The sequence below is a fragment of the Mycobacterium bourgelatii genome (assembly GCF_010723575.1).
Lineage (GTDB): Bacteria > Actinomycetota > Actinomycetes > Mycobacteriales > Mycobacteriaceae > Mycobacterium > Mycobacterium bourgelatii.
Map to the genome: position 1 here is coordinate 3816108 of NZ_BLKZ01000001.1, position 15084 is coordinate 3831191.

A 15084-nucleotide genomic window follows, 5' to 3' on the forward strand; every position below is an offset into this window, starting at 1 on the left:
CCCCAACTTTAGGACTCATCATGACCATTCCCGCGTTTCCGCGTGCCGACGTGTTGGCCGCCCGGCAGAGGCTCGTCCTCGACCACTTCCACGACGAGGTCCGCCAGGACTGGGATGACGTCCTGTCGACCTTCCCGCACCCCCACTACGAGCTGATCCCGCAGATGACCGTGCACGACGGGGATGAGGCGGTGCGCGGCTACTACAACTACACGCGCACCGCGTTTCCCGATCAGGACCACGAGATCATCGCGTTGCGGCACAGCGCCGATGCGGTGATCGTGGAGTTCTGGCTGATGGGAACCCACCGCGGCTATCTCGGCAAGATTCCCCCCACCGGCAGTCGATTCCGGGTCCGGATGACCGCCTACTTCATCTTCGACGACGCGGAAACCCTGGTGTGCGAACGGATTTACTTCGACACGCTGACCATGGTCAAGCAACTGATCGGCGGCCTGGACATGAAGAAGCCGACGAACTGGGTGCTGGCCGCGCGGTGTGTGCGGGGTTTGTTGGCGATGTCGACGGATCCCGACCCCGCCCTGACCAACACCGTGCCGCCCACCTTCGCCTAACCTTTCGGCTCAACCGGAGCCTAAGTGCGTAGCTAATCCCTCTCGCGGGTATCAGACACCGCATGGTTGTCCACGAAACGACACCCTTCAACGCGGAACCGCCGCTGGCCGTGCTCGCGCGCGCCGAGATCACACCCGTCGGCGACTTCTACAGCCGCAACCACGGTCCGGTGCCCAAGATCCAGCCCACGGACTGGCAATTGTCGGTCAACGGGCTGGTGGAGCGTGAACTCGCCCTCACCTATGACGAGTTGACCTCACGGTTTAGGCCGCACACGTTGATCGCCACGTTGCAGTGCGCGGGCAACCGACGAGCAGGGTTCAACGAGATCGAGGAGATCGAGGGTGAGGATCCGTGGCGTGGCGGAGCCACCTCGACAGCGAAGTGGCGCGGGGCGCGGCTGGCGGACGTGTTGGCCGCTGCGGGCGTTACCGACCCCGACGGCCGGCACGTCGCGTTCACGGCCCCCGACGTCTCGGAGCTCGCGTCGCCGCCGCAGGAGTACGGCAGTTCGATCCCGTTGTCGAAGGCGCTGTCGCCCGAGGTGCTGTTGGCGTGGGAGATGAACGGCGAACCGCTGCCCGAGGTCCACGGCGGGCCGGTGCGGGTTGTCGTCCCCGGCTACATCGGTGCCCGCAGCGTCAAATGGGTCACGGGCATCACCGTGCAGGACAAGCCGTCGGACAACTACTTTCAGGCCCACGCGTATCACGTGCTGCCCGCTGACGCCGATCCGGAGACCACCGACCCGTCGGCCGGTATCTCGTTGTCGTCGATCGCGCTGAACTCCGAGATTCTGGTGCCCGAAGACGGTACTTCCGTTTCCGCGGGACGTCAGACGGTGCGCGGCTATGCATTTGCCGGTGATGGCCGTTTCATCGAGCGTGTCGACGTCTCGCTCGACGCCGGCCGGAGCTGGCGACAGGCGGAACTGCAGCCACAGCGCAGCCCGTGGTCGTGGCGAATGTGGTCCTGCGTGGCCGATTTGGCGCCCGGTGAGGTGGAGATCGTCGCACGCGCCTGGGACAGCAGCGGCACGATGCAGCCCGAATCGGCTGCGAAACTGTGGAATCCGAAGGGGTACGCCAACAATGCCTGGCCGAGAGCGCGGGTGACGGTGTGCGAGTAGAAATCATCGAAACGTCCAGCCTTGGCGACCGCAGCTACTTGGTGGCCGACAACGACGCCGTCGTCGTCATCGACCCGCAGCGCGACATCGACCGCGTCACCGGACTGCTCGGTGACCGCACCGAACGCATCACCCACGTGCTCGAAACCCATCTGCACAACGACTATGTGACGGGTGGGCTCGAGCTGTCCCGGCTCACCGGCGCGGAATACGTCATCCCGCAAGGCGATGACGTCGGCTACCCCGCCCGCCGCGTCACCGACGGCGACGTCATCAACGCCGGCGGTTTCAGTCTGCGTGTCGTCCATACACCTGGCCACACCCGCGAACACGTCAGCTACGTGCTCAACGACGCCTCTGGCCAGGCGGTGGGCGTGTTCACCGGCGGTTCAATGCTTTACGACACGACGGGACGTACCGACCTGCTCGGGGACGAACACGCTCACGATCTCTCCGTCGAGCAATACCGCTCGGTGCGGCGGCTGGCGCAGGAACTGCCACCGCACGCCGAGGTGTATCCCACCCACGGCTTCGGTAGCTTCTGCTCCGCCTCTGCGGCCGGCAAAGAGGCCTCGACCATCGGTGAGCAACGCGAATCCAATCCCGCCCTGACGCAGGACATTCAGACCTTTGTCGAAGACTTGTTGGCGAACCTGTCTGAGTACCCGGCCTATTACGAGCACATGGGCGTGATCAACCGCGAAGGACCTGCCCCTGTCGACCTGTCGGCGCCGACGCCGGTCGACCCGTCCGAGCTGCGACGGCGTATCGAAGCGGGAGAATGGGTGGTCGACCTTCGCTCCCGGACCGCCTTTGCCGCTGCGCATCTGGGCGGGTCCTATGGTTTCGAGCTGTCCGACTCCTTCGTGACGTATCTCGGCTGGTTGTACGCGTGGGGCGAGCCGTTGACGCTGATCGGCGATGATGGCGAGCAAATCGATTCCGCTCGACGGGAACTCGTGCGGATCGGCGTCGACGAGATACGCGGTGCCGCTACCGGTGACATTGCGCAACTCGCGGGTGACGCGCCGTTGCGTTCCTACCGGGTCGCCGATTTCGCCGCGCTCGTCGAGGAGATCCGCCGCGACGACGTAGCCGTGCTCGACGTGCGTCGCGACGACGAATTTCAGGACGGGCACGTGCTGAAGGCGATCAACATCCCGATTCACGAACTGACGCGCCGCTGGGATGAGCTACCCGACGACGCGGAGATCTGGGTGCATTGCGCCAGCGGCTACCGAGCGTCGGTCGCGACGTCGATCCTGGACAAGCACGGCCGCAATGTTGTGTTGATCGACGACAAGTACGACGCCGCCGAGCAACTCGGTTTGACGGACGCGGGCCGCTAGCGTCGTCGGCGTCGTCGCGTCGTCAGCGCAGCTGCGCGACGATCGTCCGGACGTCCGGGGCCTCGGCCCCACGGTTGTACGGCAGCTTGGACAATGCCGTGCCCATGGCACAGGTGTCGGACACCGCGGCGAAGGTCAGCCCTGCGCCGATCGCGCCGGCAAGCCACTTGAGCTTCGGCGCCGCAACGCTGCCCAGTACTGCGGAAAGCACGATGGAGCCGGCGACCATTCGTACTTGGCGCTCCAGATCCCAACGCTGCCTTCCGCGTTCGACCGCCAGCCCCTTGTTCTCCCAGTCGCTGAAACCCTTTTCGAGCACACGCGTTCCGGTGATTCCCACACCGCGAAGCAACTCCTCGGCCTGCGACGAGCGCTGCCCTGACTTGCACAGCAGCACAACCTCATCGGTCAAGTGCTCGGAGATTTCGGATCGATGCTTGCGCAGCACATCGAGCGGCACGTTGTGGGAGCCAGGGATGTGCGCGGTCTCGAACTCGGCCGGGGTTCGTACGTCGACGACGCGCGGAGGGTTGTCCCCGTTGAGTAGTTCGTCGAGTTCTGCTGCGGCGATGGCAGTTTTCGTCGGAGCGTTCATCGTGCTCTAGTACCCCGTGCGGTGGTGCGAGGCTTCGTTTAAATCGCACGAACTTTAACTGCGGTCACCACAGGTAGACGACGGCGTCCTTGCCTCCGGTGCAGGTGATCCAGGGATTCGAGTCGCTTCCGACGCACTGCACCAGGAACTGCGACCTGTTGTTTGGATCGCAAATCGCACCGGGGACGGTGGAACAACCGACTGCGCCCGGCGCTGAAACCATGCGCGGTGTGTTGCTGGCGTTGTGGTAGGTGTTCCAGTAAGAAAGCAGCACGTTGTTCGCGAAGGCGCATGAGGTTTGCGGTGATCCTCGACCACCGCGTGTCCCAAACCCGGTGGCGCTGTTGAGTTGAAAGCCGTTGTCGCAAGTTTCGTGGCCCGCGCTCTGGTCCGGACCGGTGACGAGCGGCGGTTGCGCAGCGGCGGAGGGGCGGGATGGTGGCGGCGGCACCGGAGTCGGCGACGGCAGGTTGGGCGTCGAGGTTTCTTCGGGCCATGACGGTGACGGAATTCCCGTGGGGCTCAACGGCGCAGCCGTCGGACCCGGTGTCGAGTTCTGGTTGATCAGCAGCCCAATGACCACGCCGATAGCCCCGAGGACGAGCGCCGCGGCGAACGCGATCGCGGCGTAAACCATCCCACGCGATCCGCGGCCGTCGGACCGTTCGTTCGAATTCACTGGCGGCTGGGGCGTTGGCGGTGGGCTCATGGACGGCATGGGCGCGGCGGGCATGGGCGTACGCCGCGGAGGTGCCGGGCGCGTCGGCGGTGCGGGCGCCGGGCGCGTCGGTGGCGCGGGGGGCGACGACGTTGCCGGGGACCAAGACTGGTGTTCCGTCGCTATGTACCCCTGCGGAGCGTTGTATGCCTGCGGGTCGGTTGTCGCACGTCCCGTGCCGCGCAGTGCCCGACCGGCCGCCCGCGCGAGTGCGCCCGCGCTTCCGTACCGGTCGTCGGGTTCTTTGGCCATTCCGCGGGCGATCACGTCATTGAAGGCCGGCGGAATCCTCGGATCGACCAGGCTGGGCCGCGGCGGTGGCAACTGCAGGTGGGCCCTGATGAGCGCCTCTTGGCTTTCGTTGGGGAACGGGAGGCGTCCGGTGAGCGATTCGTACAGCACACAGGCCAGCGCGTAGACGTCCACGGACGGCGTAATCCGGTTGTCGGCGAACCGTTCGGGTGCCATGTACGCCCAGGAACCGATCCGCGTACCCGTCGCCGTCAGCCGGGTGCTTTCGCCCAGTGTTTCGGCCAGGCCGAAGTCGACCAGATACGCAAAATCGGCTGGTGTGACAAGGATGTTTTGCGGTTTGACGTCCCGATGAATCAGCCCGTCGGCGTGCGCGGCGTCCAGCGCGGCCGCGATCTGGCCGATGATGTCGACGGCGCGCTCGGGATCGAGCGGCCGCTTCTTGATCAAACTTTCCAAGTCCTGCCCGCGGACCAGTCGCATATCGATAAACAGGAAGCCGTCGATTTCGCCGAATCCGTGAATGGGTATGACGTGCGGTTCCTGCAATGTCGCGGCGGCGTGCGATTCTCGCTCGAACCGCGTCCGGAATTTGCGGTCGTTCGCATACTGACTCTGGATTATTTTCAGCGCGACGGTTCGGCCGATCTGATTGTCGTAGGCCTCGTAGACCTCGCCCATTCCCCCTTTTCCGAGGACGCCGGTGATCTTGTACTTGCCGAATGTCGTGCCCACGCGCGAGTCATCGAAAGACACCGTCATCTCCTCCCGGTAACCGACAGTATGCGTCAGCCCGCGAGGGTGTGTGGACTCCTTATTGGCTCAGATAGTTCGTGATGCCCGCAACGACCGCATCGGCATAGCGTGCCCGGCCCTCGGGGCTGGCGATCAGAGCAGCATCTTCGGCGTTTCGCATATTGCCGAGTTCGACGAGAACCGCGGGAAATTGAGCCAGGTTCAACCCGGCCAGGTCGGCGCGGCCATAGAGCCCATTCGACCCGATGTAGTTCGCGGGTTGCAGACCAGCCGCGGCCAGAGCATCGCGCATCGTGTGCGCCAGTCGGATCGCAGGGCCCGCCTGAACTTCATTGATGGGCGGGCTCGAGTAGTTCACGTGGAATCCGCGACCGCTGGGCGGGCCACCGTCGGCGTGGATGCTGACGATCGCGTCGGGGTGCATCGCGTTGGCGACCGCTGCCCGCTCGTCGATGCACGGACCCACCGAGCCGTCGTCATAGCGAGACTGCTGAACCTGAACACCCGCCTGTTGCAGGGCACCAGCGACCAACTGGACGACGGCCAAGGTGAACGCGTGCTCCGGATAGCCGTCGTTGGTGGCGGTGCCCGAGGTGTTGCACGGCTTCTCGCCGCCACGACCGTTGGGGACCGGTCGGTTGAGTGACGAGTCGAAGACTCCGCTGTGGCCCGCATCGAGGAAGACGGACTTTCCCGCGATGTTGGCCGTCGCGCGGGGCACGTCGACCAAGGCGCCAGCCGCGATCACCGCCGGGGTCAGGCCGGCGAATTTCAAGATGTCGCGCCGTCGGAAACGCCAGCCACCGATCGGATCGCTCATCGCGCGATCGTAACCAGTCAGCGCGTCGGCGCGCCCTTCACCCTGTTCGGCGTCTGATCTGGTTCTGCGCGGGGAAGAGGCGATGCATGAGTTCGGCGCCCTCGGATCCGTAGATGCCGCGGTCGTCGCCACGCAACACCCACTTGTGCTGCTGGTCGGCGCGGGCGGACAGGCCGGCCCAATAGCGGGCGTAGGCGGCCGACCGTTCGCTGTACCAGAGCGCGATCAACCGGCCGATGTGAAAGAGGCCGACGACCGCCGCGGCGCCGACGATCCACCAGAAGAACTTGATGACGATCGCAGCGATCAGCAATACCGCGAATAGTGCACCCCACATGCACCGCAACCTACTCAGCAACACTGACAAGTTTCGGGCGGCGAAAGGTGATGGCGCCGGCGCTAGCGAATTCGAACGGGCATTGTGCCTCCAACCCGGCAAAGCCATAGCAAACAGCGGACAAGCCCGGAGCGTCAGTTGCCACCGACTCTTGTATTTCAATAGCAAACAATGGGTATATTTGGCCCGCGTCGCCCGTTCGACTCCGCCGAGCCGGCGAACGCACAGGAGGTGCCGTGGCTTCGCGAGTCGGGGGCAGCTTTGGTAAATACCAAATCCGCCGCCTGCTGGGCAGCGGCGGGATGGGTGAGGTTTACGAGGCCTATGACACCGACAAAGGCCGAACTGTCGCGCTGAAACTGCTCGCCGACCGATACGCCCAGGACCAACAGTTTCGTACCCGGTTCCTACGCGAGTCCCGCGCGGCGGCAATTCTGCAAGAGCCGCATGTCATTCCCATCCACGACTGGGGCGAGATCGACGGCATCCTCTACATCGACATGCGTTTAGTCCGCGGACAAACATTGCACGACATCCTCGCCGCGGGTCCCCTCGAGCCGGAGCGAGCGATCGACATCATCAGACAGGTCGCTGCCGCCTTGGACGCCGCCCACGCGCAAGGGCTGATCCATCGTGACGTCAAACCGCAGAACATCATCGTCACCGCGGATGATTTTGCGTACCTGGTGGACTTCGGTATCGCCGAAGCCAAGGGTGACACGCACCTGACCCAAGCCGGGCAAACGGTGGGCAGCTGGGCCTACATGGCACCGGAACGATTCCGCGACGAAGCAACGACGCCAGCGGTCGACATCTACGGTCTTGCCTGCGTTCTCTTCGAGGCGTTGACCGGCTCCCTGCCCTTCCCCAGCGATCGCCTCGAACTTGTCATCGGCGCTCACATGTCGGCCGCACCGCCACGGCCCAGCGCCCTCATCGGCTACCTTCCACGCGCGCTCGACGACGTCATCGCCTGCGGTATGGCCAAACACCCCGAAGACCGCTACACAACTGCCGGGGGTCTGGCGCGCGCCGCAAAGCGCGCGCTCGCGGGGCCGACCGGTTACCCGTCAGGCCCCATATCGGCACCGCGCCCAACGATGCCACCACCCAGCTATCCGCCCTACCACGTGGCGCCCGTTCCGCCTACCGTTCCCCCTCGCGTTCCCCAGGCGGACGACGGGCGTCCCGGAACGGCGTTGCTAGCCACTGTTATTGGACTGGCAGCCGCGCTCGTGATCGCCATTGTCGTTGTGGTCGTTGTGCTTGTCGGCAACAACGACTCGCGCCCGCCGTCGCCGACGGTCGCTTACACCACTCCGCAATACACGACATATCCGACCGCGGGGACCACGACGACGCGCTCGTCCTACGCGTCGACTCCCACCACGACCGCGAGCCAGGATCCCGAACAACAGCTGCGCCAATTGGCAAGCGGCGACCGCGCTTTCGTCGCCAGCCAGCTTGCCGACCGCTGGGTTCCCCAACTGAGCTCAAAGCGCCCCGGCGTCGTCGACAACGGCGTCGTCTGGGACAACCAGATGGCGCTCGACGAATTCCTTGCGTTCAAACAGCGATACGGGGCCAAACTCCTGTGGTCGGGTGACTGGTCGACCTTCTCCGCGCCGAACTTCTGGGTTACCGTCGTGCCGATCACCTACAGAGATCCCGCCGGTGCGCTGGCGTGGTGCCGAAGCCAAGGATACGACCGCGACCACTGCATCGCCAAGATCATCAGCACCACACACCCCGTCGACGGCAGCACCGCCTACAACAACTAGCTGTCCCCTCGCGAGCAGACGCTAACTTGTACGTTTCCGGCCGGAATCGTACAAGTTAGCGTCTGCTCACCACGGTCTACGCTCTGCGTATGGCACTGAAGCGGTCGATCCTCCTGTTCGGACTCGCCGTTGCGCTGACCTCCCTGTCGCTGGCGCTGCTGTTGAGGCTCTTCAGCGCCAACCGGTATCGCCTGATCGGATCGGGCCAATTCCGGACGTTCATCAAGCGGTTCAACTCCACCACGAGCAAGGTCGCAGGAACTCCGCTGTCGCCGCACGGCCTGCTTACCCATACGGGTCGTCGTAGCGGACGGGTCTACCAAACGCCGCTGGGCACCGTCCGCCACGGCGACGGGTTCCTGGTGCCGCTGACCTATGGCACCCGGGCCGACTGGTATCGCAACCTGGCGGCGGCCGGTGGAGGCACCTTCGACTGGAAGGGGCGCACCTACCACGTGGAGCGACCCGAGATCATCTCTGGGAAAGAGCCGCTAGGGGCCTGGCCGCTAAGAGAGCGAATCATATTGCAGCTTGCCGGAATTGAAGACTTCATGTGGCTGCACGAAAGTCACGCTCCCTAGGACCGACGGCGGCCCGTCACCTCGGATCGAGGCAGTCGGCCGGCGCGTGAGTGCCCGGTCATGGTGTCGCCGTCCACCACCACATCGAACTTCAGGTTCAGCCGCATCGGCTTGCTCACCGACTGCCGCCACGTCACCCGCTCCCCGTCGGCCGTAAGGTCCTGCAGCGCAACCGTTTCGTCCTTGTAGGTCGCGGTGCCGGCGAGGCCGCCGGGCCCGGCGGTGAATGCGTATTGCGTTGCCAGCGAGCCGATCGGCGTCTTGATCTTGACGTCCCACTTTCCATCGATGGCCATCTATACCTCCAGTGGTTCTCGACCTGTTGCGCGCCAGACGATTCCACGGCGCTCGTATTCGAACAGCACCTCGACGGCGTGGGCGACACGCGGCCCGTACCAGCGGTCCAACAGATGCAGCGCCAAGTCGAGGCCCGATGTCACCCCGCCGGCGGTGACGAGGTTGCCGTCGTCGACCACCCGTGCCGCGACGGCCTGCACCCCGGTGGCGTCGAGGACGTCGAGGCCGAGGTGATGGGTGACCGCGTGGCGTCCCTCGATCAGTCCGGCCATCGCCATCACCAGCGAACCACCGCAAACCCCGGCCATGATCAACTCGGGATTGTCAAAACCCTTGGCAAGCAACGCCGCCAACTCCGTCTGTGCGGCCCTGGCCAACAGCACGGGGATCGTTTCGACACCCTCGTCGGGATCGCCGACCGTGGGCCCGCTCGCCCCCGGCACGATGATGGCGCCGGGCTTACTCGGATCCAGCTGATCCGTCGCCGCCAAAGTCAGCCCGCGGGTGCCGCTGACCACGGCCCGCGCGCCTTCCGCCGACACCATCGTCACCTCGAGTTCGTCGCCGACGCAGTCGCTGCCCGCGGCCAGAACTTCGAAAGGAGCGATGACATCGAACGGGTCGAACCCGTCATACAAAACGATCTGCGCATGCACGCCACCATCGTGTCGGCCAGCACTCCACGGGGCCAGTGGCCAGATAGCCATGTTGCGCCGGTATATTGCCACTGTGCACCGAGTGAGCGTGCTGGCGGAGCCGGACGTTATCGCCTTCGACCTGACCATCGCGATCGAGACGTTCGGCCGCACCCGGCTGGCCAACGGTGAACCCGGCTACCGGGTGCGGGTGTGCGGCGCCGAGCCCAGCGTCGCGGCGGGACCGATCCGGATCGCCACCGACTTCGACCTAGACGAACTGCCCAACGCCGACACCATCATCGTTCCCGGTCGGAATGACGTCACGACACCGGTCCGCGACGACGTTGTTGTCGCGCTGAAAGCCGCCTACGACAAGGGAATCCGTATCGCCTCCATCTGTAGCGGCGCCTTCACACTGGCCGCCACCGGGGTGTTGGATGGCAAACGCGCGACGACCCACTGGATGGCGGCCGACTATTTCGCCGCCTGCTTCCCCGCCGTCAACCTCGACCCCGGCGTTCTCTACGTCGACGAAGGCCAGATCCTCACCTCGGCCGGAGCCTCGGCGGGCCTGGACCTATGTCTGCACATGGTGGCCAACGACTACGGCGCGGCAGTCGCCGCCGATGCCGCGAGGCTGGCGGTCGCACCCCTGCACCGCACCGGCGGCCAGGCGCAGTTCATCGTCAGACACCGCCGCCGGACCAACACCGGACTCGACGGCCTACTCGCCTGGATCGACGACAACGCACACCGCCAATTGACTCTCGCCGACATCGCCCGACAGGCGGCCACCAGCGTGCGGACGCTCAATCGCCAATTCCACAGCGAGACAGGGCAAACACCCATGCAGTGGCTCAACGGCGTGCGCATCCGCCGTGCCCAGGAGTTGTTAGAGTCAGGCTTCGACAGCGTCGAATCCATAGGCCGCCAAGTCGGTTTCACCTCTGCCGCCAACTTCCGGGAGCAGTTCCGCCGCGTCGCCGGTGTGGCACCCCAGGCTTACCGCGATACGTTCCGCGCGAAAGCCGAAGCCTGATGCCGAGTCAACGCGACCGAATGCTCAGCGGTGCGCTGTATCAAGCCAACGATCCCGATCTCGTGGCAAGTCGCCGAAAATGCCAGCGACTCCTCGAAGTCTTCAACGCAACGCGCGCCGACGAGGACGAAACCAGACAACGCGTGCTACACGAGTTGCTCGGTTCACTCGGCGAGGGTTCGGAGATTCTCCCCCGTTTTCTGTGTGACTACGGCACCTACATCACCATCGGCGCGAACAGCTTCATCAACTACGACGCCATCCTGCTGGATTGCGCACCGATCACCATCGGCGACGACGTGCAAATCGCGCCCCGAGTGCAACTGCTAACGGCGGCGCATCCCGTCGACGACCACGAAGCCCGACGGGCGAAGTGGGAGTCGGCCTCCCCCATCACGATTGGCGACAATGTCTGGATCGGAGCCGGCGCCATTGTGTGTCCCGGGGTGACGGTCGGAGCCAACTCCGTCATCGGCGCGGGCAGCGTGGTGACCCGGGACATTCCGGCGAACGTGGTGGCCGTCGGAAATCCGTGTCGGGTGATCCACCGAACCGAGTATCAGCTGTAGTCGGTCGTCACCGAACTCGTCAGACTGCCGTTGTCGCCTCTTCCCACAACCCAGGTGTGATCTGTGATCTGACAGTGCGCCGACGGCACATCCGGCCCGACGGGCTTCTTCTCCGGCAGCACGAAACCTGCGCCTTCCAACGTCACCGCGACCAGCGCCACCGTCTCGACTCTCTTCACGCACCCAGTCAAGGCCGCGCGTGCGGCTACCGATCCCAAGATCTACGCGCTAAGCGGTCGACAGATCTGCGCGGTTGCGCGGATGTTTTATGCGGTGCGGGCCGCAAAGCTGGCTACCATGAGCCAACACGCGGAAATTTCACCGCTGAACTGGAGCGAATTGGGCTTGACTGAGTTGCTGCCGACCGGAACCGTGACGCTGCTTCTGGCTGACGTCGAAGGTTCGACGCGGCTCTGGGAAACCCAACCCGAACGGATGACCGCCGCGCTGGCCCAGCTCAACCAGACCGTGAACCGGTCCATCGCGGCGCACGACGGAGTACGTCCCCTCGAACAGGGCGAGGGCGATAGCTTCGTGGCCGGCTTCACCCGTGCCTCCGACGCGACCGCGTGTGCGCTTGAGTTGCAGCGCGCTGACTTGGGTCCCATCCGGTTACGCATCGGCATCCACACCGGCGAGATCCAACTGCGGGACGAATCCAACTACGCCGGTCCGACCATCAACCGCACCGCGCGGATCCGCGACCTGGCCCACGGTGGCCAGACGGTCTTGTCGGGTACGACCGAAGCGATAGTCGTCGACCGACTTCCCGACGGCGTCTGGCTGATCGAACTGGGCAGTTACCCGTTGCGCGGTGTGCCACGCCTCGAACGCGTGGTGCAGCTGTGCCACCCCGAGCTACGCAACGAGTTTCCGCCGCTGCGGGTGCGACAAACGACGGCGGCGCACAACCTTCCTGCACAGTTGACGAGTTTCGTTGGGCGCCAAGCCGAACTGGCTGAGGTGGGTCAACTGGTTGTCGGCAATCGGCTGGTCACCCTGACCGGCGCCGGCGGTGCCGGCAAGACGCGACTTGCGGTGGAAGTCACCTCGCGGCTCGTCACCCAGTTCGGCGATGGGATTTGGTATGTCGACTTGGCGCCGATCACCAATCCCGCTGTTGCCCCCGTGACCGTCGCGCGCACGCTGGGGCTGCACGATCAACCGGGCCGCTCAACCATGGAATTGCTGACGGGGTTCTTCGGCGAAAAGACCATGCTGCTGGTCCTCGACAATTGTGAGCACCTGCTCGATGTCTGCGGAACCATGGTGGTCGAATTACTTGCCGCCTGCCCACAGTTGACCATCTTGACCACCAGCCGTGAAACGCTAGGCGTGCCCGGAGAACTGAGCTGGCGCGTGCCGTCGCTCTCAATTGTCGACGAGGCGGTCGAACTCTTCACCGATCGCGCTCGGCGGTCCCGTCCGGATTTTGCTGTCGACCAAGGCAATACGGCACTGGTAGAAGAGATCTGCCGACGCCTGGACGGCATGCCGTTGGCGATTGAGCTTGCCGCAGCTCGGGTTCGGGCGCTTTCGGCGCGCCAGATCGTGGACAGCCTGCATGACCGATTCCGACTGTTGACCGGCGGTGCGCGCACCGCGGTGCGGCGGCAGCAGACGTTGCGCGCCTCGGTTGATTGGTCGCACGCGTTGCTCACCGAACCCGAAAAGGTGTTGTTCCGCAGGTTGGCGGTCTTTCCGGGCGGGTTTGACCTGAACGCCGCTCAGGCCGTCGGCGCCAGCACTGACGTCGAAACCTACCAACTGCTGGACCAACTCAGCCTGCTCGTCGACAAGTCACTCGTCGTCGCTTCAGACACTTCCACCGGTATGCGCTACCGCCTGTTGGAGACGGTGCGCCAGTATGCACAAGAAAAGCTTGGCGAATCCGGCGAGGCCAACCAGGTGCGCACCCGCCACCGGGACCACTACACCGGCGTCGCCGCCGAGTGGGAATCGCGTGGGCACACCGTCGATGAAGATCTCTTGCGCTGGGCCGAATCCGAGATCGACAACTTGCGGGCCGCGTTCGCGTGGAGCAGGGAGAATGCCGAGCTGGAGATGGCCTTGCGGCTCATCTTGTCGTTGCGGCCCTTGTGGTTACGAGGCGGTCGAGCTCACGAAGCGCTTGCTGGGCTCGCCGCCATACTAGCCGAGGATCACTCAGGAATCGCGCCAGCCGTGTGGGTCGGGGCGGTGGCCCAGCAATGCATTCTCACCTCGTGGGTGGGTAATCCCATGGAGCTTGGTCAAGCTCAGGAGGCACTGGGCATCGCGCGTAAGCTCGCCGACCCGGCATTGATTACCCAGGTCCTCATGGCGTGCGGGATGGTATCGATCTACAGCCCTGACGTGGCCGAACCGTACTTCACCGAGGCGATCGATCTCGCCAGCGCGGCGGGAGACCGCTGGAGCCTGTGTCAGATCTTTGCCTACCAAGCGACCTCGGCAGCGATGGCCGGTGATCCGGCCAGGGGACGGGTGGCCGCAGAGAAGGGCCTCGAACTCGCCGACGCAATCGGCGACAAATTCTTCTCACGCAACTGCCGCACGTGGTTGGCGATGGCATTGATGATGCAGGGCGATCTTGCCGCCGCCGCCGATAACCTCTGCTCGGCGGCCGAGGAGGCCGACGCCGCGTCGGACCCCACTATGTCCGTTTTCACTAACATCGGCGTCTGCGAAATACGTGCCTTCCAAGGCAGGGAGGAAGCCGCTAGAACGGCAGCGCAATCCGCCCTGAGCGCCGGGGAGGCAATGGGGGGATACTTCGCGGACACGGTGTTGGGGGTCTACGCCAGGGCAGCGCTCGTAGGCGGCGATGCCGAAGAGTCCTGGCGGTTGTCTCAGGCGGCGATTGCGCGCACTAATCAGCTACGCGAGATATTCGTCCGAAGCGTCAGCCCGATCGCCGAGGCCGCATTGGCATGTGGTGATCTGGACGCCGCTCGCCGCTACGCCGACCAAGCGGTTGCGACAGTACCGGGATGGTTCGGAGTGATGGCGCTGACCGTACGAGCGTATATCGCTCTGGCAAGGGGAATCGGAGCAGGCCGAGCGTGACGTTCATGACGCCCTTGCGCTTGCCGTGCGCACGCAGGGATATATGCGAGTGGACGACGCATTGGAATGCCTCGCTCGGCTGTCCGCCGATGAGGGGAACCTTTCATTTGCCGCGCGCCTGCTGGGTGCGGCGGAAGGGATTCGGGAGCGGATTGGACACATCCGGTTTCCGATGTATCAAGCCGGTTTCGACGCCGTAACGAGTTTGGCGCGGGAAGCCCTGGGGCAGGATGACTTTGATGCGTTATGGGCCGAGGGATTCGCTCTTTCGGCCGAAGAGGCGATCGCCTACGCGCAACGGGGCCGCGGTGAACGCCGGCGGCCCACCACTGGTTGGGGATCGCTGACGCCGACGGAACTCGATGTAGCACGCCTGGCCACTGAAGGGCTAGGCAACAAGGACATTGGGGCGCGGCTGTTCATCTCGCCGCGAACAGTGCAGACGCATCTGACGCATGTGTACGCCAAGTTGGGCATCACGTCCCGCGTCCAGCTCGTGCAGGAAGCGCTATCCCCGCGAGCAGACGCAAACTTGTACTTTCACGGCGCGTAGCGTACGACTTTGCGTCTGCTCGCGCAGG

At 64.7% G+C, this 15084-nt stretch carries 14 protein-coding genes and 1 pseudogene; 8 read left to right on the top strand and 7 right to left on the bottom strand.

The genetic code is table 11. From position 1 onward, the window contains the following. Positions 1-20 precede the first annotated feature (20 nt). The 3 genes from G6N68_RS16590 to G6N68_RS16600 all read left to right on the top strand — a co-directional run bounded on the left by G6N68_RS16590 (position 21) and on the right by G6N68_RS16600 (position 3054). The gene (locus tag G6N68_RS16590; protein ID WP_163714366.1) at positions 21-575 is read left to right on the top strand and encodes an ester cyclase; all 555 of its coding nucleotides are present in this window, start codon (positions 21-23) and stop codon (positions 573-575) included. A gap of 62 nt (positions 576-637) precedes the next feature. Next, a complete protein-coding gene (locus G6N68_RS16595) occupies positions 638-1705 on the top strand; it encodes a sulfite oxidase (RefSeq protein ID WP_163714369.1) in 1068 nt (355 codons plus the stop codon). Then, positions 1696-3054: an MBL fold metallo-hydrolase gene (locus tag G6N68_RS16600; protein ID WP_163714372.1), complete on the top strand. Its 1359-nt coding sequence runs from the start codon at positions 1696-1698 to the stop codon at positions 3052-3054. The genes G6N68_RS16595 and G6N68_RS16600 overlap by 10 nt, the downstream gene beginning before the upstream one ends. A 22-nt stretch (positions 3055-3076) precedes the next feature. On the opposite strand, the gene G6N68_RS16605 is transcribed toward G6N68_RS16600, so the two are convergent. From G6N68_RS16605 to G6N68_RS16620, 4 genes are all read right to left on the bottom strand, one after another. After that, a complete protein-coding gene (locus G6N68_RS16605) occupies positions 3077-3649 on the bottom strand; it encodes a rhodanese-like domain-containing protein (protein ID WP_163714375.1) in 573 nt (190 codons plus the stop codon). Positions 3650-3713: 64 nt separating this feature from the next. Continuing rightward, on the bottom strand, positions 3714-5375 hold the full coding sequence (locus G6N68_RS16610; protein WP_275899975.1) for a serine/threonine-protein kinase: 1662 nt from the start codon (positions 5373-5375) through the stop codon (positions 3714-3716). A gap of 58 nt (positions 5376-5433) precedes the next feature. After that, positions 5434-6195: an Rv3717 family N-acetylmuramoyl-L-alanine amidase gene (locus G6N68_RS16615; protein WP_163714381.1), complete on the bottom strand. Its 762-nt coding sequence runs from the start codon at positions 6193-6195 to the stop codon at positions 5434-5436. 37 nt (positions 6196-6232) lie between these two features. Continuing rightward, on the bottom strand, positions 6233-6532 hold the full coding sequence (locus tag G6N68_RS16620; RefSeq protein WP_163706422.1) for a hypothetical protein: 300 nt from the start codon (positions 6530-6532) through the stop codon (positions 6233-6235). Between the two features lie 236 nt (positions 6533-6768). Between G6N68_RS16620 and G6N68_RS16625 the strand changes: the two genes are divergently transcribed. After that, positions 6769-8313, top strand: coding sequence for a serine/threonine-protein kinase (locus G6N68_RS16625; RefSeq protein ID WP_163714384.1), 1545 nt, complete (start codon positions 6769-6771; stop codon positions 8311-8313). Between the two features lie 89 nt (positions 8314-8402). Further along, complete coding sequence (locus tag G6N68_RS16630; RefSeq protein WP_163714389.1) at positions 8403-8894, top strand: nitroreductase family deazaflavin-dependent oxidoreductase; 492 nt, start codon at positions 8403-8405, stop codon at positions 8892-8894. On the opposite strand, the gene G6N68_RS16635 is transcribed toward G6N68_RS16630, so the two are convergent. After that, positions 8891-9190 (bottom strand): hypothetical protein, encoded by a 300-nt coding sequence (locus G6N68_RS16635; protein WP_163714391.1) that lies wholly within the window; start codon positions 9188-9190, stop codon positions 8891-8893. The two genes, G6N68_RS16630 and G6N68_RS16635, sit on opposite strands and share 4 nt — an antisense overlap. Beyond that, positions 9191-9847 (bottom strand): DJ-1/PfpI family protein, encoded by a 657-nt coding sequence (locus G6N68_RS16640; protein ID WP_163718709.1) that lies wholly within the window; start codon positions 9845-9847, stop codon positions 9191-9193. It lies immediately after the preceding gene. 73 nt (positions 9848-9920) lie between these two features. On the opposite strand from G6N68_RS16640, the gene G6N68_RS16645 reads away from it, so the two are divergent. Then, the gene (locus G6N68_RS16645) at positions 9921-10868 is read left to right on the top strand and encodes a GlxA family transcriptional regulator (RefSeq protein WP_163714394.1); all 948 of its coding nucleotides are present in this window, start codon (positions 9921-9923) and stop codon (positions 10866-10868) included. After that, positions 10868-11437, top strand: a complete 570-nt coding sequence (locus G6N68_RS16650; protein ID WP_163714397.1) for a sugar O-acetyltransferase — start codon at positions 10868-10870, stop codon at positions 11435-11437. Before G6N68_RS16645 ends, G6N68_RS16650 begins: the two co-directional genes overlap by 1 nt. Here G6N68_RS16650 and G6N68_RS16655 read toward each other — a convergent pair. After that, on the bottom strand, positions 11428-11616 hold the full coding sequence (locus G6N68_RS16655; RefSeq protein WP_163714400.1) for a hypothetical protein: 189 nt from the start codon (positions 11614-11616) through the stop codon (positions 11428-11430). The two genes, G6N68_RS16650 and G6N68_RS16655, sit on opposite strands and share 10 nt — an antisense overlap. Positions 11617-11734: 118 nt before the next feature. Here G6N68_RS16655 and G6N68_RS16660 point away from each other — a divergent pair. Next, positions 11735-15056 (top strand): annotated as a pseudogene (locus G6N68_RS16660) (helix-turn-helix transcriptional regulator). Positions 15057-15084 lie beyond the last annotated feature (28 nt).

Coding starts and splice junctions, on each gene's coding strand:
- G6N68_RS16590 (WP_163714366.1), top strand. CDS start 21: ATGACCATTCCCGCGTTTCCGCGTGCCGACGTGTTGGCCGCCCGGCAG.
- G6N68_RS16595 (WP_163714369.1), top strand. CDS start 638: ATGGTTGTCCACGAAACGACACCCTTCAACGCGGAACCGCCGCTGGCC.
- G6N68_RS16605 (WP_163714375.1), bottom strand. CDS start 3,649: ATGAACGCTCCGACGAAAACTGCCATCGCCGCAGCAGAACTCGACGAA.
- G6N68_RS16615 (WP_163714381.1), bottom strand. CDS start 6,195: ATGAGCGATCCGATCGGTGGCTGGCGTTTCCGACGGCGCGACATCTTG.
- G6N68_RS16620 (WP_163706422.1), bottom strand. CDS start 6,532: ATGTGGGGTGCACTATTCGCGGTATTGCTGATCGCTGCGATCGTCATC.
- G6N68_RS16630 (WP_163714389.1), top strand. CDS start 8,403: ATGGCACTGAAGCGGTCGATCCTCCTGTTCGGACTCGCCGTTGCGCTG.
- G6N68_RS16635 (WP_163714391.1), bottom strand. CDS start 9,190: ATGGCCATCGATGGAAAGTGGGACGTCAAGATCAAGACGCCGATCGGC.
- G6N68_RS16650 (WP_163714397.1), top strand. CDS start 10,868: ATGCCGAGTCAACGCGACCGAATGCTCAGCGGTGCGCTGTATCAAGCC.